This is a genomic window from Rhodanobacter ginsengisoli (genome assembly GCF_042657065.1).
GTDB lineage: Bacteria > Pseudomonadota > Gammaproteobacteria > Xanthomonadales > Rhodanobacteraceae > Rhodanobacter > Rhodanobacter ginsengisoli.
In genome coordinates this window covers 1,949,817-1,969,419 of record NZ_JBHSNF010000001.1, presented here as the reverse complement: position 1 = coordinate 1,969,419, position 19,603 = coordinate 1,949,817, and the positions used below count along the sequence as shown (strand labels likewise).

Sequence of the window (19,603 nt, the reverse complement as noted above, 5' to 3'; positions counted from 1 at the left end):
GGATCAGTGCCCCATGGTGGACATGAGTTGTTCGGCGATCGGCCCCAGGGCCAGCGCCGGCAGGAAGGTGAGTGCGCCGATCACGATCACCACGCAGGCCAGCAGCGTGATGAACAGCGGCGTGTGCGTTGGCAGCGTGCCGGCCGAGGCGGGCACGTGGCGCTTGGCGGCCAGCGAGCCTGCCATCGCCAACATCGCCACGATCAGCGGGAACCGCGCCAGGAACATGCAGATGCCCAGCAACACGTTCCAGAACGGTGTGTTGACTGCCAGTCCGCCAAACGCGCTGCCGTTGTTGTTGGCGGCCGAACTCACCGCGTACAACATCTCGCTGAAGCCGTGTGCGCCAGGATTGGCCACGCCCGCCACGCCGGCCGACACGCTCACCGCGATGGCCGTACCGATCACTACCAGCGCGCAGGGAATCAGCACCGCCAGGCTGGCCATCTTCATCTCGTACGCCTCGATCTTCTTGCCGAGATACTCCGGGGTGCGCCCGACCATCAGGCCGGCGATGAATACCGCGACCACGGCAAAGGCAAGCATCCCGTACAGGCCCGAACCGACGCCGCCGAAGATCACCTCGCCGAGCTGGATCAGCCACATCGGGATCAGCCCGCCCAGCGGGGTGAACGAATCGTGCATCGCGTTGACCGAGCCGTTCGACGCAGCCGTGGTGGCGGTGGCCCACAACGTGGAATTGACGATGCCGAAGCGGGTTTCCTTGCCCTCCATGTTGCCGCCGGCCTGCAGCGCCGAGGCTTGCTGATCGACGCCGAGGCGGGTCAGCAACGGGTTACCCGCCTGCTCGGCAGCGGTGCAGGCCAACAGGAGGGGGATGAAGATCACCAGCATCACCGTCAACAGCGACCAGCCCTGGCGGCGATCACCCACCATCGCGCCGAAGGTGTAGCAGAGCGCCGCCGGTATCAGCAGGATCGCCAGCAGTTCGACAAAGTTACTCAGCGGCGTAGGGTTCTCGTACGGATGGGCCGAGTTGGCGCCGAAGAAGCCCCCACCATTGGTGCCCAGCTGCTTGATCGCAACCTGCGACGCGGCCGGGCCCATGGGCAGGGTCTGCGTGATCACCGGCACGCTGTGCGCGACTTCGTGACCGGCGGCATCCTTCACCGTCTCGGTATGGGCGCTGGCTTGCAGGACCGATACCTCCATGTAGGGCTTGAAGCTCTGCACCACACCCTGCGAGACCAGGAATACGCTCATCAGCAGCGACAGCGGAATCAGCAGGTACAGCGTGCTGCGCGTCAGGTCGACCCAGAAATTGCCCAGTCCGTTGGCGCTGCGCCGGCTGAAGCCGCGGATCACCGCGATCAACACCGCGATGCCGGTGGCGGCGGAGAGAAAGTTCTGCACAGCCAGACCCAGCATCTGGGTCAGATAGCTCATGGTCGACTCGCCGCCATAGCCCTGCCAGTTGGTGTTGGTGGCAAAACTGATGGCGGTATTCATCGCCGAGTCGGGCGACACCGCAGCGAAGTGCTGTGGGTTGAGCGGCAACCATGGCTGCAACCGCTGCAGCGCATAGACCGCCAGCAGGCCCAGCACGTTGAAGATCAACATGGCCAGCGCGTAGCGCTTCCAGCTCATGTCTTCGTCAGGCCGGATGCCGCAAAGCCGGTAGATGCCACGTTCCAGCCGCGCACCAACACGGGTGACGCGGTTGGGTGTGTCGGCGAACACCAGCGCCATGTAGCTGCCCAGGGGTTTGACCAGCAACAGCAGGACGACCAGATAGAGGCCGAGCTGGAAATAGTCGTTGGTGGTCATTCGAACCACTCCGGTTTGAGGAGGGCCACGCACAGGTAGGCTGCAAGCGCCACCGCGATGGTGATGGCCAGTCCGTAGATCAGGGGCATGGGGAAAGTCCGTTGAAGGTTGTGCGATGGGTGCCAGCGCTATCGCCGGCCCAAGCGCTCGCAAAGCAGCAGGAAACCGCTCGTGGCGGCGACAAGCGCGGTCGTGAATAGCAGGTAGATCATGTCCACGGGCCGGGACTCCGTTATTGCAACGGAGCGAACTGTAGAAAATGCCGTCTAAGAACGGTGTATCGCCTCGATCGAACCCCGTAAAAAATTCGAAAATTCTTACCGGACGTGGCCGACTCCGGATCGCCGTTGGACGGCAGAGCTGCTCAGATTCCGCAAGTCGAGCTGTCATTCCTGCATGCGAGCGAAACTGAAGGCGGCAAATGTTCTGACCGGAAGTCGTCGACCAGATCAGTTGCAGATAATCAGCAATGACTGGTCTCCGTTCGCCGCCGCCCTTGCGCCCTCTACAACGACTGGGCCAGCGGCGAAGGCCGAGATCGATCCTTTTCCACCGGTCGCGGAATCTGATGAACGACGGCACGAAGGGGTGTGGTGTGGGACGAGCGATGGACTTGACGCGCTCGGTCGGTCCCGCTTCTGGCGACCGGCAGCTTTTGGCCCAGGCTGTGTGAAAACGAAAGAGTGGCTTTTCTACTGCGCAAAAGATGAGCAATTCGCTCGGCGAGAGTTCGATTTCAGGACGCTCGTGTTCGAAGAGGCGCCAAGAATTCGCGTACGCGGCCGTTGTGCAAACTCACCCAGGAGTTTTCACACAGCCTGGGCAGATAACGGCCTCTGCCGAGATCTGCAGACGGTCAACACCCGCGTCGTGTTCAGAACCCCGCCGGCGCTTCACTCGGATCCGATGTCCTCGCTCCACAACGCGGGGGAGCGCTTGATGAAGCCGGACATCAGGTCGATGCATACGGGGTCCTGCAGCACGTCGACCGTCACCCCGCGGGCGCGAAGATGTTCCTCTTCGCCCATGAACGTGCGGTTCTCGCCTATGACGACCTTGGGAATCCCGTACAGGAGTATCGCTCCCGAACACATCGGGCACGGCGACAGCGTGGTGTAGAGCACGCATTCGCGGTAGACCGCCGCCGATTGGCGACCGGCATTTTCCAGTGCATCCATTTCGCCGTGCAGCACCACACTGCCATGCTGTACCCGCCGATTGTGGCCACGGCCGATGATGGTGCCCCGGTGTACCAGCACGGAGCCGATCGGGATGCCGCCTTCCGCCAGCCCCGCCTGGGCCTCCTCGATGGCCGCCTGCATGAATCTGTCCATGGTTCCTCCGTCTCGCGTGGGTGATCTCTGGCTGCCCTGGGTGACTGCTGCCGATGCCTTTGCATCGTTGCATGGTGTGTCACTCAGTATCGGTGGGTATCCGGGCCAGCGCCACGTGCTGGCAAGAACGCCGCCGCGTTCCCACGGTGCCGTTCGTGCGAGGAGGAGCGATCCTCGGCTATCAGTGAAACCCGGCCAGCAGCTTGTCCATCACGGGATCCATCTTCGCCTTGGTGCCGCGCCACTTGCCCATGTCGAGGCCGCCCTTGCCGTTGAGGTGATAGGTGGCCGAGGCGACGAGCCGGCCGTGTTCGGTGATACGGATTTCGGCGTGGGACAGATAGGGTTTGAAATCCCAGGAGCGCAGCGCGGTGTAGTCGACGACGTATTCGCACGAGGGCGGCAGATCGCGATCGTAAAGTTCCGCCGCGATGCCGTGGCGCTGGAATCCGTCCTCCATCACCATCACGAAATCATCGACGATGACCTTCGGGTTGTTGTGAATGCAGACGCGATGCATGGCGAGGCCGTTGTCGACGGGTTTCACTTTCACGCTGGTACAGGCAGCCAGCGCCAGCACCGATGCAGCGGCAAACAAGTACTTCATGGGGTTCCCCTGATGTCGGCGAGTCCGATCGCCGATCGCTCCAGCATAGCCCCCCAGGCAAAACAGGGGCGGAGCCGACGTTCCAGCGCACCCTCCGACCCGTTCACCTTCCCCGGTATAGATTGTCGGAACCGCTTTCCCAGCCATGGAGTTTCCGATGTCGAGCCAGTCGCACCCGCGGATCACCTCCGATCGACGAACGTGCCTGCGGCGCCCTGTGTTGCGGCGGTCGGCGCTGGCCGAGGCGGATGCCCGGGTGCGGATCGGTTGCTGATGGCAGGCGAGGCGTTGTCCGTGGTGACGCTGGGCTCGTTGGCCTTTTCGGCCGGCGTGGTCGCCTTGCTGGCCGGTGCCCTCGCCGCATTTCTGGTGGGCGGCTGGTTTCAGCGACGGGGCAGGGTATCGCTGGAGTACGCCCTGTGGCTGCTGCTCGCGCTGACCCTGCTGGGCGCGCGGGCGGGGTTTGTGCTGCGCCGGTGGGCCGACTATGCCGCGCATCCGCTGGATCTGGTGAATATTCGCGATGGCGGCTTTCTGCCGCTGTCGGGCCTGCTGGTGCTGGCCGTGGCGACCGGCCTGCTCGCATGGCGACGGCGGCCGCTGCGGGTGCCGCTGGCCTGGTCGGTCGGCGCGGGGGTGCTGGTGTGGGGGTTCGTCAGCCTGGTCGCGCTGCGGCTGACGGCGGCCAGCACGGCACCCTTGCCCGCGCTCGTGCTGCAAGATCTGGACGGCCGCGCGGTCCAGCTGCAGGACCTGCGCGGGCGACCGCTGGTGATCAACCTGTGGGCGACCTGGTGCGGCCCCTGCCGGCGCGAACTGCCGACCCTGGCGCTGGCGCAGCAGCGCATGCCGGGCGTGCGCTTCGTGTTTGCCGATCAGGGGGAGTCGCCCGCGGTCGTGCGCACGTTCATGGACGCGCAACAGCTCAGGCTGGATCATGTGCTGCTGGATGACGGCATGCAGCTGAGCCAGTACTACGACGTCCGTGCCTATCCGACCACCTTGTTCCTCGATGCGCAGGGTCACCTGCGCGATACCCACATGGGCGAGCTTTCGGCCGCCACGCTGGCTGACTCGCTCGGTCACGTGATCGCCGAAGACCCACCTGCATCCGGAGACACCCCTTGAAACACTGGCTGTTGCTGTTCGCTTTTTCGTTCACCGCCTGCGTCCAGGCGCAGGACTACCCGGCCCCGATCCGCGCGCTGGCCGGCAAGGGCATTGCGATCAAGGCGACGTTGCCGGCTCCCGCGGGCTTCAAGGGCTTTGTCGGCAGTTACCAGGGCGAGAAGCTGCCGATCTATCTGCTGCCCGATGGCAAGCATGTCCTGGTCGGCTCGGTCTTCGACGAGAATGGCAACAACCTGACGGAAGCGCCACTGCAGGAGGCCAGCAAGCTGCGGCTGACCGAAGCGACCTGGGACAAACTGGCCAAATCCACCTGGGTTGCCGAGGGCTCGGCCACGCCGAAGCGGATCGTCTACGTCTTCACCGATACCGAATGCCCGTATTGCCACAAATTGTGGCTGGCGACCCAGCCGCTGCTGGCCGGCGGCGACGTGCAGGTACGCAACATCCTGGTGGCGGTGATCGCGCCGCAGAGCCTCAATCGTGCGGCGGCCGTGCTCGATTCCAGCGATCCCCTGGCCACCCTGCGTCAGCACGAGAACAGCTTCGGCCACAGCAGCGTCAAGCCCGCGAAGACGGTGACTGCCGCTACCGCGGCGCACATTGCCGCCAATATCGCCTTGATGGAGGAGCTGGATATCCACGGCACGCCGTCGGTGATCTACAAGGACAGCACGGGACGGGTGCGCATGCTGCCGGGCATGCCGTCGGACGATCGCCTGAAGGCCATCTTCGGTCGCTGAGATCGGCGGGTGACCGGCGGCGATCCGATGCCGGGCGAGCGGGAAGTCGCCTGCGACGCGGTGCAGACCGGACTCAAGATCCGCTGCGGCCGGCCGTCTCGACAAGGATTAGGAAGACGCAGGTCATTCAGGGCGGGACATGTCGAAACTCAATCTGGCAGAACTGATCGGTTCGCTGAGCTACGCCCTGGACCTCACCGAGGGCCAGCCGGAAGGTCACTGCGTGCGCTGCTGCTGGATCGGCATGCACGTGGGCAATCAGCTTGGCCTGCCCGAAGACGAACTGTGGTCGCTGTACTACACCCTGCTGCTGAAGGATCTGGGCTGCAGCAGCAACGCCGCCCGGATTTGCGAGCTGTATCTGACCGACGACCTGGCCTTCAAGCGCGACTTCAAGCGCGTGGGCAGTGGCGGGGTGCGGCAGATGCTCGGCTTCGTGGTCAGCCACACCGGTCAGCACAGTGGCTGGAGACAACGGCTTGGCGCCATTCTCAACATCGTGCGCAACGGTGACGAGGTGGCGCAGGAGCTGATCCGGACGCGATGCAACCGGGGCGCCAGCATTGCCCGGCAGCTGCGCTTTCCCGAATCGGTGGCGCGGGCGGTGCACTCACTGGACGAACATTTCGACGGTGGCGGTCGCCCCGATCACCTTCGCGCCGAGGCGATTCCGCTGGCCTCGCAGATTGCGCTGATGGCCCAGGTGGTGGACGTCTTCCATTTTTCCGGTGGGGCCGAGGCCTCGCTTGGCGAATTGCGCTTGCGCGCCGGCAGCTGGTTTGACCCGGCACTCGTGCAGGCATTCGAACGCGTCGCGCGCGAGCCGGCGTTCTGGGCGATGCTCGCCAGTGACCAGGTCGAGCGCGAGGTGAACCGGCTGGCTCCGGCCAGTTCCGCCATCGAGGTGGACGAGGACTATCTGGATGCCATCGCCGAGGCATTCGGTCAGGTGGTCGACGCCAAGAGCCCGTTCACCGCTGGCCACAGCGCACGAGTGGCCCACTACGCGGTCAAGCTGGCGATCGAGTTGGGCATGCCCCCCGCGCGATTGCGCTGGCTGCGGCGTGCCGCCCTGTTGCATGACGTGGGCAAGCTCGGCGTCAGCAACGCGATTCTGGACAAGCCCGCTCGCCTGGCGCCGGACGAATGGCGACAGGTCCGGCTGCATGCTGCCTATACCGGACATATCCTCGGCCGCATCCAGCAGTTCAGCGAGCTGGCCCAGGTGGCGGCCGCGCACCATGAGCGGCTGGATGGCGCCGGTTACCCGCTGGGACTTGCCGCCGCGGACATCAGCCAGGAGACGCGGATCATCACCGTGGCGGATATCTTCGATGCGATCTCGGCCGAGCGACCCTACCGTGCGGCCACTCCGATCGAACGCACGCTGGAAATCATGCGGGAGGCGGTGGGCACGGCGATCGACGCGGACTGTTTTGCAGCGCTGGAACGCGTGGTCGCCACCGAGCCTGCGCCCGATGTGTTGCCGCCCGCCGTGGGTATCGCCGGCGCCTGAGTACGGTCGTTGACGGACTGGAGAGGGCAGATTGACCCGCATCCGGGTCAGAGCCGCTTGCGGGCGGGAACGGCGCGGTGCTTCCATGGTGCCGTTCCCGTTCGTGGGTCCGCCCCCCGGCGATCGGTTCCGCTCGCGCCTGGTCACGCCCGGTTCCCCGTCGCCGGGACATGAGCTCATCGACCCGCCGTGCGGGTCGCCTCCGGAGAATGTGCCCGGCGTCACATCGCCGACCGTCCGTCACGCGATGGATGGACGCACAACGGGGCACGGGGAGTGATCCTGTCACACAAACTCTTGTCGGGTATCGAATTTGTGGTCTGCGCGGGCGGGCCGGATTGGTGCGGCGCGGGATTGCGGGCGCCTCACCCGCGGCTGTAGCCTGCCGGTCACAAATGAGGTCCATACGGGCCCGCCGGTAACACCACCTGGGGAGGTAGGTCATGAAAGCACGTCATTCGGATGCGGGTTCGCGTCCTCGTTTTGCGTTGTCGCGTTTCAGCGTGGCGTTGTGTGCCATGGGGATGTCGGTGCTGGCGATGCCGCTGCACGCGCAGCAGGCCGAGCAGGCGACGCCCGCCACGAAAAAGGTCACCGAACTGACGGGCGTGCAGGTGATCGGCTCGCGCGCCAAGGAGCGCACGGCGGCGGAGACGGCGGCACCGGTGGACGTGATCGGCCACGAACAGCTGGAAAACACCGGCGTCACCGAGGTGGGCCAGGCGCTGCAGCTGCTGGAGCCGAGTTTCAATTTCTCGCGGACCTTCGTCAGCGACGGTACCGACATCATCCGCCCGGCCACGCTGCGTGGCCTGGGGCCGGATCAGGTGCTGGTGCTGGTGAACGGCAAGCGCCGCCATCAGCAGGCGCTGGTAAACGTGCAGCAGACCATCGGCCGCGGCTCGGCCGGCACCGACATCAACGCGATCCCGATCTCCGCCGTCGAGCGCATCGAAGTGCTGCGTGACGGCGCGGCGGCGCAGTACGGCTCCGATGCGATCTCCGGCGTGATCAACATCGTGCTGAAGAAGCAGACCGACGTGACCTACGTGTCGTCCACCGTCGGCCAGACCTACAAGGGCGACGGCCTGGTCAAGCAGGCGAGCGCCAATACCGGGTTCAAGCTGGGCAAGGACGGTTACCTGAACCTCACCGCCGAGTACCGCGACCGCGGCGAGACCAACCGCGCCGGACCCGACACCCTGCGCGTGAACCCGCCGCGCGTGACCCAGCACCTGGGCGATGCCAAGGCCAAGGACGCCTACTTCTGGTTCAACGGCGGCCTGCCGGTCGGGCGCGGCGAGCTGTACTGGTTTGGTGGATTGTCCAAGCGCAGCGGCAGCTCGTACGGGTTCTTCCGTTCGGCCGGCGACAACCGCACGGTGCCGGCGCTGTATCCGAACGGGTTCCTGCCCAACATCACCACCACGGTGAAGGACGCCTCGATCGTGGCCGGTTACCGGACGCCGATCAGCGACACCTGGGACCTGGATTTCTCGATCGACCGCGGTCGCAACACCTTCGGCTTCGACGAGAAGCATTCGGTCAACGTGAGCTGGTGGTACGAGCCCAACGGCACGGGCGGCACCTACGACAGCTCGCCGACCTCGGCCAACACCGGCACGCTGAAGCTCAACGAGACGGTGGTGAACCTGGACGTGCGCGGCCCGATCGACTGGGGCATCGGCAAGGACAAGCTCGACGTGGCTACCGGCGTGGAGTGGCGCAGGGACGTCTATGCGATTACGCCGGGCGACCTGGTGTCGTACTCCTATGGCCGGACCAACGATCGCAGCATTCCGATCTACGGCCAGACCGGCGACATTGCGCAGCCGGGCATCCAGGGTTTTCCGGGCTTCTCGCCGACCGAGGCAGTGAATGCCGGACGCAGCAACTGGGCGGCCTATGTCGACACGGAGTCGCAGGTCACCGACCGCCTGCTGCTGGGCGCCGCCGGGCGCTATGAGCACTATTCCGATTTCGGTGGCACCACCACCGGCAAATTCTCGGCCCGCTTCGACGCCAGCGACAAGTTTGCCGTTCGCGGCACGCTTGCCACGGGGTTCCGTGCGCCGGGCGTGCAGCAGATGTTCTACGGCCAGCGCTCGACCAACCTCAACCCGCAGGGCGTGTTGACCGACACGCTGACCGCGCGCCAGAACAGCAGCGTCACCCGGGCGTTCGGCATCCAGCCGCTCAAGCAGGAGACCTCGCACAGTGGTTCGCTGGGCTTCGTGTACACGCCCAGCAACGACCTGACCATGACGCTGGACCTGTTCCGGATCGACATCAAGAACCGGATCATCTTCTCCAGCAACATCGTGCCGGAGTCGGTGGGCACGGACGGCCAGCCGTGCGCGGCCAACAATTCCAATTGCCCGATCGCGGCGATCCTCAATCCGATCGGCGTGGGCCAGGTGCTGTTCTTCACCAACGCCATCGACACCCGCACCACCGGTGCCGACCTGGTGATTCAGAAGGGCGTTGCGTTCGACGGCGGCTCCAGCCTCGATCTGACCGCGGCGATGAACTACAACAAGACCGAGGTCACCAAGCGCAAGTCCGAGTCGCCGATCCTGAGCCCCACGCAGCTGTTCGACGACACCCAGGTCACCCTGGTCGAGCAGGGCCAGCCGCGCCAGCACCACATCCTGCAGGGTGTGTACCACGACGGCCCGTGGGACCTGACCTTGCGCGCCAACTACTTCGGCTCGGTCACTGGCCAGGGCTTCACCCCGGGCATCAAGCAGACCTGGGGCGGCAAGTGGCTGGAGGACGTGGCAGTGGCCTACCGCTTCTCCAACTACGCGCGGCTGACGATCGGCGCCGACAACGTGTTCAACACCTACCCGGACAAGTGGAATCCGCAGACCGGCTTCCCGTTCCCGCAGCTGGGCTTCACCTACGGCTGGGAGACGTTGCCGTTCGGCATCAACGGCGGCTACTACTACGCCCGGGTCGACTTCAAGTTCTAGCCGCCCGCAGCACCACGTCCACCGGCGCCGCGCAGCGAAACCTGCGCGGCGCCGTCATGTCCGGGGTACGCCTGGCAAACCCGGGACGGCTCGATCAGCCGACGGTGCCCGCCATCCGCAGCAACACCCCGGCCAGGCTCTTCAGATCCTGCGCGTTGTGCGCGGCCACGCGGCGCAGGTTGCGGGCCGAGCCGCCGCGCAGGTAGGTGAGCCACGCGGCCGGCGCTTCCGACCCGGGCAGATCGTCCTCGCGCACGACGCCCAGCAACTGCCGTTCGGCGGTGGCGAGTCGGCAATTTTCCCACTGGCCTTTCCAGTGCCGGCGCACGGGGTGCAGCAGGTCGAGGTGGCCCAGGCCAGCGAGCGGATTCGGCAACCGCGCCAGGCGATAGCGGGTGGCCAGCAGCGGTGCGTCGTAGCACTTGCCGTTGTAGCTGACGAGTACGGTGTCCGGGCTCATCCACTCGGCGAAGTGCCGCAGCATCGCCGCTTCGGCGGCCATGCTGGTGATCGTGAGCTGGCGGATGCGGAAGCGGCCGTCGATCCAGTCGGCGGCGCCGATCATGAAGGCGCGGGTGCCGGTGCCGCCGGCCAGGCCGGTGGTCTCGGTGTCGAAGTGCAGCAGGCACTGGTGATGCACCGGCTCCATCCGGGCGAAGCCGGCGTCGATGATCGCGGGCGGGGTGAGCCAGTCGACGCAGGTCTCGCTGTAGCGCAGGCCGGGCGACAGTTCGATGCCGGGCACGTCGCGATCGGTCGAGGCGGGGCAGGAGACTCCGCGTTTGAGTTGCGCATGACGCTGCAGCAGGCGGCGTACCTCGGGCGACAGCGCGGGGGGCCGGGTGGCAGCGGGCGCGACCTGACCGGCCTGCGTGCGCAACTGGCGCAGCCTTGCGAGCAGGGCACTCACAGCGCCACCAGCAGGGCCAGCACGCGCAGCGCCAGTGCTTTCGGCGTGCCGACGGACAATGCATCGTCACGTTCGTCGGCCGCCAGCACCGGGCCGACGCAGGCGGGGCAGCCGGCACGGCAGTCACAACGTTCGATCAGGCTGACCGACTGGGCGACCAGGTCCTCGCGTCGCAGGAACAGCGGCTCGCTATGGCCGATGCCGCCGGGGAAGGCGTCGTACAGATAGACGGTGGGCGTGAACGGCGCGTCCGGCGCCAGCGCGGTGGGCTGGCCGTCGCCACCGCGCAGCTGGCCACGACCGCGCATGTCGGCGCTGACGAACCAGGCGCCGTCACCGCTGCCCACGGATTTCTGCAGGTCGCGCGCCTCGGCCATCACCGCCACGGTGGCGACCAGATGCAGCGCATTGGCGGCGCCGAGAAAGCCGTCCAGTGCCTGCTGGCGATCCTCGAACGCAGCCGCCAGCACGACCTGTTCCAGCTGCCACCACACGGCGGTGGTGTGCAGTTCCTGGTCGGGCAGGTTGACCGGCCCGTAGCCGATGTTCTCGTGCGAGTAGAAGCGGATCTTCTTGTAGCCGGGCACGCGGCGCACCACGTGCACCTCGCCGTGGTGGGCCTCGCCGGCACCGGCGTGGGCGGACTCGAAACAGTCCAGCACCTTCAGTTTGGTGTAGTCGATCGCGTCGGTGTAGTAGTCGACCTGGGTGCGCGTGACATAGGCCTTGCGGCCGTCCCAGTCCAGCCGCTCGACCTGGTAGGGCGTGGACTGGATCATGTGGATGGCGCCCTCGTACAGGGTGACCGCGGCCGCGGAATAGTCGACCTCGGCGATGATGGTCTGGCGGCCGTCCGTGCGGTCGACCACCACGAAGTTGCCGTCGGCGACCGAGCGCAGCGACACCGCGATGGCCGGGTAGCTGTCGGCGATCCATTCCCAGCGCTCGCCCTCGCGATGCAGCACGCCTTCCTCGCCCAGCACCTCGAGCCACGGTGTGGCGACTTCGCTGCCGAACAGCTCGTCGCCGCTGAACGGCAGCTCGAACGCGGCGCAGCGGATGTGGTCGAGCAGGATCAGCGGTTGATCGGGCTGGATGCGCGCGTGCTCGGGCGTCGCACCCTGGAAGAATTCCGGGTGGCGCACCAGGTATTGATCGAGCGGATCGGAACTGGCCACCAGCACCCCCAGCGCCGACTGCTGGCGCCGGCCGGCGCGGCCGAAGCGCTGCCAGGTGGCCGCGACCGAGCCGGGGTAGCCGTTGAGCACGACCACGTCGAGGCTGCCGATGTCCACGCCCAGCTCCAGCGCCGAGGTGCTGACGATGCCGTCGATGCTGCCCGCGCGCATCGCGCGTTCGGCGGCGCGGCGCTCCTTCGGCAGGTAGCCGCCGCGGTAGGCGCGGATGCGCGGTGGCTTGCGCGGGTCGTGGTCGAACACGTCCTTGAGGTATCTGGTCAGCACTTCGACCATGCTGCGCGACTGCGCGAACACCAGCGTCTTCATGCCCGACTTGATCGCCAGCCGCGCGATGCGGTTCGTCTGCGAGCGGGCCGAGGCGCGCAGGCCCAGGTCGGGATTGATTACCGGCGGGTTCCACAGCAGCACGTGCTTGTCGCCGGTCGGCGCGCCGCTCTCGGTGATCGCGGTGACGGCGTCCTCGATCAACGCCTCGGCGTGCTCCCGCGGGTTGCCGATGGTCGCCGAGCACAGGATGAACTGCGGCGTGACGCCGTAGAACGCGCAAACGCGCTTGAGCCGGCGGATCACGTTGGCCACGTGCGAGCCGAACACGCCGCGATAGGTGTGCACTTCGTCGATCACCACGTAGCGCAGGTTCTCGAAGAACTGCGCCCACTTGGTGTGATGCGGCAGGATCGCCTGGTGCAGCATGTCCGGATTGCTGACCACGATGTCGCCGTGCAGGCGGATCGCCTGGCGCGCGTCGCCCGGGGTGTCGCCGTCGAAGGTGAACGCCTTCACCCCCAGTTCGCCGGCGTTGTTGAGTTCCAGCAGCTCGGCCACCTGGTCCTGGGCCAGCGCCTTGGTCGGGAACAGGTACAGCGCCTTGGCGTGGTTCGTCATTGCCGCCGTGATGACGGGCAGGGTGTAGCACAGCGACTTGCCCGAGGCGGTGGGGGTGACGATCGCCACGTGCGCGCCGGACCGCGTCGCCTTCCAGGCCTCGGCCTGATGGCTGTAGAGCTGCCCGATGCCGCGTGCGCGCAGGGCCTGGGCGAGGGCCGGCGGCAGGTCGTCGGGCAGCGGCGCGAACGCCCCTTCCGAGCCCGGCACCACGAAGGCACCGGTGATCCGCGCGGCGTAGCGTCGGGCCAACCGCTGTGCCAGCGTGCGGCCGTCCCCCGGATCGCGCAGCACGAGCTCGTCGGCGGTATCGTAGCGGTCAGGCAAGGCGTTCATGGCGTGGTCCCGGTGGCGTCGGGGGATTAGGCCGGGACGGTGTCTCACCGGATGAGATGGTGCGGCCACGGGGTGCTGTGGCTCGTGCGCATCATGGTCGGCCTTGTCGCGTCGTCGGACCTTTCACCCGCCCGCACATCGTCCACTCATCACCATCGAGGAGATTCCGCTATGCCACGCATCACCACGAAGGACGGAACCGAAATCTTCTACAAGGACTGGGGCTCGGGCCAGCCGATCGTCTTCCATCACGGCTGGCCGCTCAGCGCCGACGACTGGGACACCCAGATGCTGTACTTCCTGTCCAGGGGGTACCGCGTGATCGCGCACGATCGGCGCGGCCATGGGCGCTCGACCCAGACCGACATCGGCAACGAGATGGACACCTATGCGGCCGACGTGGCCGAACTGACGGCCCACCTCGAGCTGAAGGACGCGATCCACATCGGCCATTCCACCGGTGGCGGCGAAGTGGCCCGTTACGTCGCCCGCCACGGCAAGGGCAGGGTGGCCAAGGCGGTGCTTGTCGGTGCGGTGCCGCCGATCATGGTCAAGTCGGAAAAGAACCCCGGCGGGTTGCCGCTCGAGGTGTTCGACGGTTTTCGCGCCGCGCTCGCCGCCAACCGCGCCCAGTTCTACCGTGACGTGCCGTCCGGCCCGTTCTACGGCTTCAATCGGCCCGGCGCCAAGGTCTACCCGGGTGTCGTCGACAACTGGTGGCGCCAGGGCATGATCGGTGGCGCGAAAGCCCATTACGATTGCATCAAGGCGTTCTCCGAGACCGACTTCACCGACGATCTCAAGGCCATCGATGTGCCGGTACTGATCATGCACGGCGACGACGACCAGATCGTGCCGATCGCCGATTCCGCACTGCTTTCGGCGAAGCTGGTGAAACACGGCACGCTCAAGATCTACAAGGGCTTCCCGCACGGCATGCTGACGACTCACGCCGACGTCCTCAACCCCGACTTGCTGGCTTTCATCAAGAGCTGACGATTCGCGGGGCGTGTCGCGCAGCGGCGCGGCATGCCCCGTGGTTCGGTGCGGCGGAGTTCGTGTTGCCTGGCCGAACCCGTTGAACGGAAAAAGGCGCCGCATCGCTGCGGCGCCTTTTGCCTGTCGACAGGCAACGAACCGGTTACAGCGCTTCGAAGATACCCGCCGCGCCCATGCCGGTGCCGATGCACATGGTCACCATGCCGTACTTCTGCTTGCGCCGGCGCATGCCGTGCAGCAGCGTGGCGATACGAACCGCGCCGGTGGCCCCGAGTGGATGGCCGAGTGCGATGGCGCCGCCCAGCGGGTTGACCTTGCTCGGATCGAGCTTGAGGTCGCCCATCACCGCCAGCGCCTGCGCGGCGAACGCCTCGTTGAGCTCGATCCAGTCCAGCTGATCCTGGTTCAGGCCGCACTGCTTGAGCGCCTTCGGGATCGCCTCCTTCGGGCCGATGCCCATCACCTCGGGCTTCACACCGGCGACGGAGAAGCCGACGAAGCGGGCCAGCGGCTGCAGGTTGTACTGCTTGATCGCCTTCTCGCTGGCCAGCATCACGGCGCCGGCGCCGTCGGACATCTGCGAGGAGTTGCCGGCGGTGACGGTGCCGCCGAATTGGCCGTTGCGGAACACGGTCTTCAGCTTGGCCAGCACTTCCAGCGTGGTGCCGGCGCGCGGACCTTCATCCATGTTGATGCTGCGGCTGTCGGTGACGATGCCGCGGGTGACGAGGTTCGGATAATGGTCGTCCAGCGCGAACGGGCTGATCTCGTCGTTGAACTCGCCGGCTGCCTGGGCGGCCAGGGCACGGCGGTGGCTCTCCACGGCGAAGGCGTCCTGCTGCTCGCGCGAGACCTTCCACTGCTTGGCCACGTTCTCGGCGGTGATGCCCATGCCGTAGGCGATGCCGATGTTCTCGTCGCTGAAGATCGCGGGGTTCATCGCGATCTTGTGGCCCATCATCGGCACCATGCTCATGCTCTCGGTGCCGCCGGCGAGCATCAGGTCGTCCTCGCCGAGGCGGATGCGGTCGGCTGCCATCGCCACGGCCTGCAGGCCGGAGGAGCAGAAGCGGTTGATGGTGACGCCGGGCACGGTGTCGGGCAGGCCGGCCAGCAGCACGCCGATGCGCGCCACGTTCATGCCTTGCTCGGCCTCGGGCATCGCGCAGCCGATGATCGCGTCGCCGATCTGGTGCGGGTCGATGCCCGGGCACTGCGCCATCACGGCGCGGATCACGTGGGCGAGCATGTCGTCCGGACGGGTGTTGCGGAATACGCCGCGCGGCGCCTTGCCGACCGGGGTGCGGGTGGCGGCGACGATGTAGGCGTCTTGCACTTGCTTGCTCATGGGGAACTCCAAAAGGTAAGAAGAAGAGAGTGGAGAGGAATGAGAAGTGAGTGGAGGCCACTCTGGTTTCTCACTCCTGCGCGCAGTGCGCGCTCACTAGTTCCTCAAAGGCTTGCCGGTGGTCATGGTGTGGGCGATGCGGGCCTGGGTCTTTTCGGTCTGCGCCAGCGCCACGAAATGCTTGCGCTCCAGCGCCAGCAGCCATTCCTCGTCGACGGTCGAGCCACGCTCGATCACGCCGCCGCAGAGGCAGTCGGCGATGCGGGTGGCGATGTCGATGTCGTGCGGCGAGGCGAAGTAGCCGGCCTGCAGGTTGGCCAGCGAGGCCTTGAAGGTGGCAGTGCCGACATCGCCGGCGACCGGGATGTTGCGGCCGGGCAGGGGCGGGCGATAGCCGCTCTCGGCCAGCGCGCGGGCGACCTGCTTGGCGATGTACAGCAGCTCGAAGCTGTTGAACACCACCACGTCGTTGTCGCGCAGCAGGCCCAGGTTCTTCGCCTCGAACGCACTGGCGGAAACCTTGGCCATGGCGACCGTCTCGAACACCTTCTTCAGTTCCTCGAACGGGTCGCCCGGGTTCGCCTTCGCGGCACGCACGGCCAGCTCGTGCAGGCCGCCACCGGCGGGCAGCAGACCGACGCCGGCCTCGACCAGGCCGATGTAGCTTTCCAGCGCCGCCACGGTGCGCGCCGAATGCATCTGGAACTCGCAGCCGCCGCCGAAGGCCATGCCGCGCACGGCGGAGACCACCGGCACCAGCGAGAACTTGATCGCCATGCTGGTAGCCTGGAAGTTCTCCACCATCTTCTCGAAGTCCGCGATCTTGCCTTCCTTGAGCAGGCCCAGCGCGCCCTTCAGGTCGGCGCCGGCGGAGAACGGTTCGCCGGTCTGCCAGATCACCACCGCCTTGAGCTGCTCTTCGGCGATCTTGATCGCGTGCTGGATACCGTCGAGCACGTGGTCGTTGACGGTGTTCATCTTGGTCTTGAACGACAGGATGCCGACGCCGTCGTCGCCCAGCGTCCACAACCGCACGCCTTCGTTCTCCCACACCGTGGTGCCCTGGTCGAACTTCTCGCCGATCAGCGGATCGGGGAACAGCTGGCGCTGGTACACAGGGTGCTGCGAGCGCGGCTTGTCGGTGTTGGCGCTGGCCGAGTACGAGCCGGCCTTGCCGTGCACGCCGCTGCGACCGTCGGTGACCCACGCCGGCAGCGGGGCGCTGCTCATCGCCTTGCCGCTGGCGATGTCCTCGTTGATCCAGCCGGCGACCTGCTGCCAGCCGGCGGCCTGCCAGGTCTCGAACGGACCGAGTTTCCAGCCGTAGCCCCAGCGGATCGCGAAGTCGACGTCGCGCGCGGTGTCGGCGATGTCGGCCAGGTGGTAGGCGGTGTAGTGGAACAGGTCGCGGAACGTAGCCCACAGGAACTGGGCCTGCGGGTCGCTCGACGCCCGCAGCTTGCCGAACTTCTCGGACGGGTCGCGGATCGCCAGGATCGCGGCGACCTCGTCGGACGGCTTTTGCTCGGACGGGCGGAAATCACCCTTGGCCACATCGAGTACCACGATGTCCTTGCCGACCTTCCTGTAGAAGCCACCACCGGTCTTCTGGCCCAGCGCACCCTTGTCGATCAGGCCCTGCAGCCACACCGGCGCCTTGAAGTACCGGTGCCACGGATCGTCGGGCAGGGTGTCGGCCATGGTCTTGATGACGTGCGCCATGGTGTCCAGGCCGACCACGTCGGCGGTGCGGTAGGTCGCACTCTTGGGACGGCCCAGGGCCGGACCGGTCAGCGCGTCGACGGTGTCGAAGCCGAGCTTGAACTGGTCGGTGTGGTACATCGCGGCCAGCATCGAGAACACGCCGATGCGGTTGCCGATGAAGTTCGGCGTGTCCTTGGCGATCACCACGCCCTTGCCCACGGTGGTGGTCAGGAACGCTTCCAGGCCATCGACCACGTTCCGGTCGGTGAGCCGGGTCGGGATCACCTCGACCAGGTGCATGTAGCGCGGCGGGTTGAAGAAGTGCACGCCGGTGAAGCGATGGCGCATTTCTTCCGGCAGCGCCTCGGCCAGCCCGTTGATCGACAGGCCGGAGGTGTTGGAGGCCAGTACCGCGGTGGCGGAGACGAACGGCGCGATCTTCTTGTACAGATCCAGCTTCCAGTCCATCCGCTCGGCGATCGCCTCGATCACCAGGTCGACATCCTTCAGGTGCGCGAGATCCTCGTCGTAGTTGGCCGGGATGATCGCGGCGGCCAGCGCCTTGTCGGCCAGCGGGGCCGGCGACAGCTTGGCGAGGTTGGCGATCGCCTTGAGCGCGATGCCGCTCTTCGGGCCTTCCTTCGCCGGCAGGTCGAACAGCACGGTTTCGACGCCGGCGTTGGTCAGGTGTGCGGCGATCTGCGCGCCCATGACACCGGCGCCCAGCACGGCGGCCTTGCGGATGCGTAGTGCGGGTGTAGGTGAGGATGCAGTGGTCATTGGCTTCTCCGATGATGCGATGACGAAAACGATGAACAGGACGGGACGGCCGTTACCGGCCAGTGACGAAAATCAGGGGTGACTGAGGCCGGCGACGGCGAAGCGGATCAGGTGCTGCGCGGTCTGCTCGCGGTGGGTTTCCTCGCTGACATCGCGCTTGCGCTGGATCATGCCGAAGCCGGACATCGCATGGGTCAGAGCGCCGGTGACCAGATCGATGCGCCAGTACAGCTCCTCCTTGCTCAACTGCGGCAGCAATCGGGCGAATTCGGCGGTGAACTGGCGCATCACGTGGCCGTAGTTCTCGGACAGGAACTGGCGCAGGGTGTCGTCGTGCTCGGCGAAGGCGCGGGCCAGCACGCGCATGAACAGGGCGCCGTTGCCTTCGTGGGAGAGCTCCAGCGCGGGCCGGATGTAGGCGGCCAGCACGTCTTCGAGCGTGCGGTTGCTGTCATCGGCGAGTTTCGCCAGCGCCGCCAGCCGTTGGGCGTTGAGCGCATCCAGCCGGCGCCGGAACACCTGTTCGATGAGCTTTTCCTTGGAGCCGAAGTGGTAGTTGACGGCGGCCAGGTTGACGCCGGCAGCGGCGGTCAGCTGCCGCAGCGAGGCGCCATCGAAACCACGCTGGGCGAACAGCAGCTCGGCCGCGCCGAGTATGCGTTCCTTGGTGGAGCCGGGGCTGTTCACGGGCTTGCTGATTCCCTCGGCCGGCCGGCCGGTTCAAACGATCGTTTGAGGATACGCGGACAGCTCGGCGCCCGTCAAACGATCGTTTGTTGCAAACTGCAGAATATTTGCGTATGAGTTAGAATCTGTCACACTTTCGTGAGCTAAATCCGCAATCTCTGTCAGATTTAGCCTTATTGTCCGCAAGCACCGACAAGCACTTTCCTTCAATCCGTTTTTTCCGGAGCAGACCCGTATGGCGCTGGAGCGCACCCTTTCGATCATCAAGCCCGACGCCGTCGCCAAGAACGTCATCGGTGAAATCTATGCACGTTTTGAAAAGGCCGGCCTGAAGGTCGTTGCCGCCAAGATGAAACAGCTGTCGCGCAAGGAGGCCGAAGGCTTCTATGCCGTGCATCGCGAGCGCCCGTTCTTCAACGCGCTGGTCGAGTTCATGATCTCCGGTCCGGTGATGATCTCCGCGCTGCAGGGTGAGAACGCCGTGCTGGCCCACCGTGACCTGATGGGTGCGACCAATCCGAAGGAAGCCGCTCCGGGCACGATCCGCGCCGACTTCGCCGAGTCGATCGACGCCAATGCCGTGCACGGCTCCGATGCCGTCGACACCGCCAGGGACGAGATCGCTTACTTCTTTGCCGCGACCGAAGTTCTTTCGCGCTGAGAC

General features: G+C 66.2%; 15 protein-coding genes. 6 read left to right on the top strand and 9 right to left on the bottom strand.

Going from position 1 to position 19,603, the window contains the following annotated elements:
• Positions 1-3 precede the first annotated feature (3 nt).
• The 4 genes from kdpA to ACFPPA_RS09105 all read right to left on the bottom strand — a co-directional run bounded on the left by kdpA (position 4) and on the right by ACFPPA_RS09105 (position 3,729).
• Positions 4-1,788, bottom strand: a complete 1,785-nt coding sequence (kdpA, locus tag ACFPPA_RS09120; protein WP_377319397.1) for a potassium-transporting ATPase subunit KdpA — start codon at positions 1,786-1,788, stop codon at positions 4-6.
• The gene (gene kdpF, locus ACFPPA_RS09115; RefSeq protein WP_377319396.1) at positions 1,785-1,877 is read right to left on the bottom strand and encodes a K(+)-transporting ATPase subunit F; all 93 of its coding nucleotides are present in this window, start codon (positions 1,875-1,877) and stop codon (positions 1,785-1,787) included. Before kdpF ends, kdpA begins: the two co-directional genes overlap by 4 nt.
• A gap of 804 nt (positions 1,878-2,681) precedes the next feature.
• Entirely contained in the window at positions 2,682-3,122 is a 441-nt protein-coding gene (locus ACFPPA_RS09110; protein ID WP_377319395.1) for a nucleoside deaminase, read from the bottom strand.
• 181 nt (positions 3,123-3,303) lie between these two features.
• On the bottom strand, positions 3,304-3,729 hold the full coding sequence (locus ACFPPA_RS09105; RefSeq protein ID WP_377319394.1) for an Sbal_3080 family lipoprotein: 426 nt from the start codon (positions 3,727-3,729) through the stop codon (positions 3,304-3,306).
• A 273-nt stretch (positions 3,730-4,002) separates the two neighbouring features.
• Here ACFPPA_RS09105 and ACFPPA_RS09100 point away from each other — a divergent pair, with 273 nt between their 5' ends.
• The 4 genes from ACFPPA_RS09100 to ACFPPA_RS09085 all read left to right on the top strand — a co-directional run bounded on the left by ACFPPA_RS09100 (position 4,003) and on the right by ACFPPA_RS09085 (position 10,091).
• Positions 4,003-4,857 (top strand): TlpA family protein disulfide reductase, encoded by an 855-nt coding sequence (locus ACFPPA_RS09100; RefSeq protein ID WP_377319393.1) that lies wholly within the window; start codon positions 4,003-4,005, stop codon positions 4,855-4,857.
• Positions 4,854-5,600, top strand: coding sequence for a thiol:disulfide interchange protein DsbG (gene dsbG / locus ACFPPA_RS09095; protein ID WP_377319392.1), 747 nt, complete (start codon positions 4,854-4,856; stop codon positions 5,598-5,600). Before ACFPPA_RS09100 ends, dsbG begins: the two co-directional genes overlap by 4 nt.
• 139 nt (positions 5,601-5,739) lie before the next feature.
• Positions 5,740-7,116 carry an HD-GYP domain-containing protein gene (locus tag ACFPPA_RS09090; RefSeq protein ID WP_377319391.1) on the top strand — a complete coding sequence of 459 codons (1,377 nt, stop codon included), beginning with the start codon at positions 5,740-5,742 and terminating at the stop codon, positions 7,114-7,116.
• A 443-nt stretch (positions 7,117-7,559) separates the two neighbouring features.
• Positions 7,560-10,091: a TonB-dependent receptor plug domain-containing protein gene (locus ACFPPA_RS09085; RefSeq protein WP_377319390.1), complete on the top strand. Its 2,532-nt coding sequence runs from the start codon at positions 7,560-7,562 to the stop codon at positions 10,089-10,091.
• Positions 10,092-10,185: 94 nt separating this feature from the next.
• On the opposite strand, the gene ACFPPA_RS09080 is transcribed toward ACFPPA_RS09085, so the two are convergent.
• Positions 10,186-11,001, bottom strand: coding sequence for a ribonuclease H-like domain-containing protein (locus ACFPPA_RS09080; RefSeq protein ID WP_377319389.1), 816 nt, complete (start codon positions 10,999-11,001; stop codon positions 10,186-10,188).
• Entirely contained in the window at positions 10,998-13,421 is a 2,424-nt protein-coding gene (locus ACFPPA_RS09075; RefSeq protein ID WP_377319388.1) for a DEAD/DEAH box helicase, read from the bottom strand. Before ACFPPA_RS09075 ends, ACFPPA_RS09080 begins: the two co-directional genes overlap by 4 nt.
• Positions 13,422-13,592: 171 nt before the next feature.
• On the opposite strand from ACFPPA_RS09075, the gene ACFPPA_RS09070 reads away from it, so the two are divergent.
• Positions 13,593-14,417 carry an alpha/beta fold hydrolase gene (locus tag ACFPPA_RS09070; protein ID WP_377319387.1) on the top strand — a complete coding sequence of 275 codons (825 nt, stop codon included), beginning with the start codon at positions 13,593-13,595 and terminating at the stop codon, positions 14,415-14,417.
• 145 nt (positions 14,418-14,562) lie between these two features.
• Here ACFPPA_RS09070 and ACFPPA_RS09065 read toward each other — a convergent pair whose 3' ends face one another.
• From ACFPPA_RS09065 to ACFPPA_RS09055, 3 genes are all read right to left on the bottom strand, one after another.
• Entirely contained in the window at positions 14,563-15,768 is a 1,206-nt protein-coding gene (locus tag ACFPPA_RS09065; RefSeq protein ID WP_377319386.1) for an acetyl-CoA C-acyltransferase, read from the bottom strand.
• Positions 15,769-15,864: 96 nt separating this feature from the next.
• Entirely contained in the window at positions 15,865-18,252 is a 2,388-nt protein-coding gene (locus ACFPPA_RS09060; RefSeq protein ID WP_377319385.1) for a 3-hydroxyacyl-CoA dehydrogenase/enoyl-CoA hydratase family protein, read from the bottom strand.
• A 72-nt stretch (positions 18,253-18,324) separates the two neighbouring features.
• Entirely contained in the window at positions 18,325-18,939 is a 615-nt protein-coding gene (locus ACFPPA_RS09055; protein ID WP_377319384.1) for a TetR/AcrR family transcriptional regulator, read from the bottom strand.
• Positions 18,940-19,174: 235 nt separating this feature from the next.
• Here ACFPPA_RS09055 and ndk point away from each other — a divergent pair, with 235 nt between their 5' ends.
• Positions 19,175-19,600 carry a nucleoside-diphosphate kinase gene (gene ndk, locus ACFPPA_RS09050; protein WP_377319383.1) on the top strand — a complete coding sequence of 142 codons (426 nt, stop codon included), beginning with the start codon at positions 19,175-19,177 and terminating at the stop codon, positions 19,598-19,600.
• Positions 19,601-19,603: the final 3 nt, after the last annotated feature.

What these genes read in the sequence shown, in the direction of transcription:
- ACFPPA_RS09100 (WP_377319393.1), top strand. Translation starts at nt 4,003, where the DNA reads ATGGCAGGCGAGGCGTTGTCCGTGGTGACGCTGGGCTCGTTGGCCTTT.
- ACFPPA_RS09110 (WP_377319395.1), bottom strand. Translation starts at nt 3,122, where the DNA reads ATGGACAGATTCATGCAGGCGGCCATCGAGGAGGCCCAGGCGGGGCTG.
- kdpA (WP_377319397.1), bottom strand. Translation starts at nt 1,788, where the DNA reads ATGACCACCAACGACTATTTCCAGCTCGGCCTCTATCTGGTCGTCCTG.
- ACFPPA_RS09085 (WP_377319390.1), top strand. Translation starts at nt 7,560, where the DNA reads ATGAAAGCACGTCATTCGGATGCGGGTTCGCGTCCTCGTTTTGCGTTG.
- ACFPPA_RS09105 (WP_377319394.1), bottom strand. Translation starts at nt 3,729, where the DNA reads ATGAAGTACTTGTTTGCCGCTGCATCGGTGCTGGCGCTGGCTGCCTGT.
- ACFPPA_RS09090 (WP_377319391.1), top strand. Translation starts at nt 5,740, where the DNA reads ATGTCGAAACTCAATCTGGCAGAACTGATCGGTTCGCTGAGCTACGCC.
- ACFPPA_RS09070 (WP_377319387.1), top strand. Translation starts at nt 13,593, where the DNA reads ATGCCACGCATCACCACGAAGGACGGAACCGAAATCTTCTACAAGGAC.
- ACFPPA_RS09060 (WP_377319385.1), bottom strand. Translation starts at nt 18,252, where the DNA reads ATGACCACTGCATCCTCACCTACACCCGCACTACGCATCCGCAAGGCC.
- ACFPPA_RS09075 (WP_377319388.1), bottom strand. Translation starts at nt 13,421, where the DNA reads ATGAACGCCTTGCCTGACCGCTACGATACCGCCGACGAGCTCGTGCTG.
- ACFPPA_RS09065 (WP_377319386.1), bottom strand. Translation starts at nt 15,768, where the DNA reads ATGAGCAAGCAAGTGCAAGACGCCTACATCGTCGCCGCCACCCGCACC.
- ndk (WP_377319383.1), top strand. Translation starts at nt 19,175, where the DNA reads ATGGCGCTGGAGCGCACCCTTTCGATCATCAAGCCCGACGCCGTCGCC.
- kdpF (WP_377319396.1), bottom strand. Translation starts at nt 1,877, where the DNA reads ATGCCCCTGATCTACGGACTGGCCATCACCATCGCGGTGGCGCTTGCA.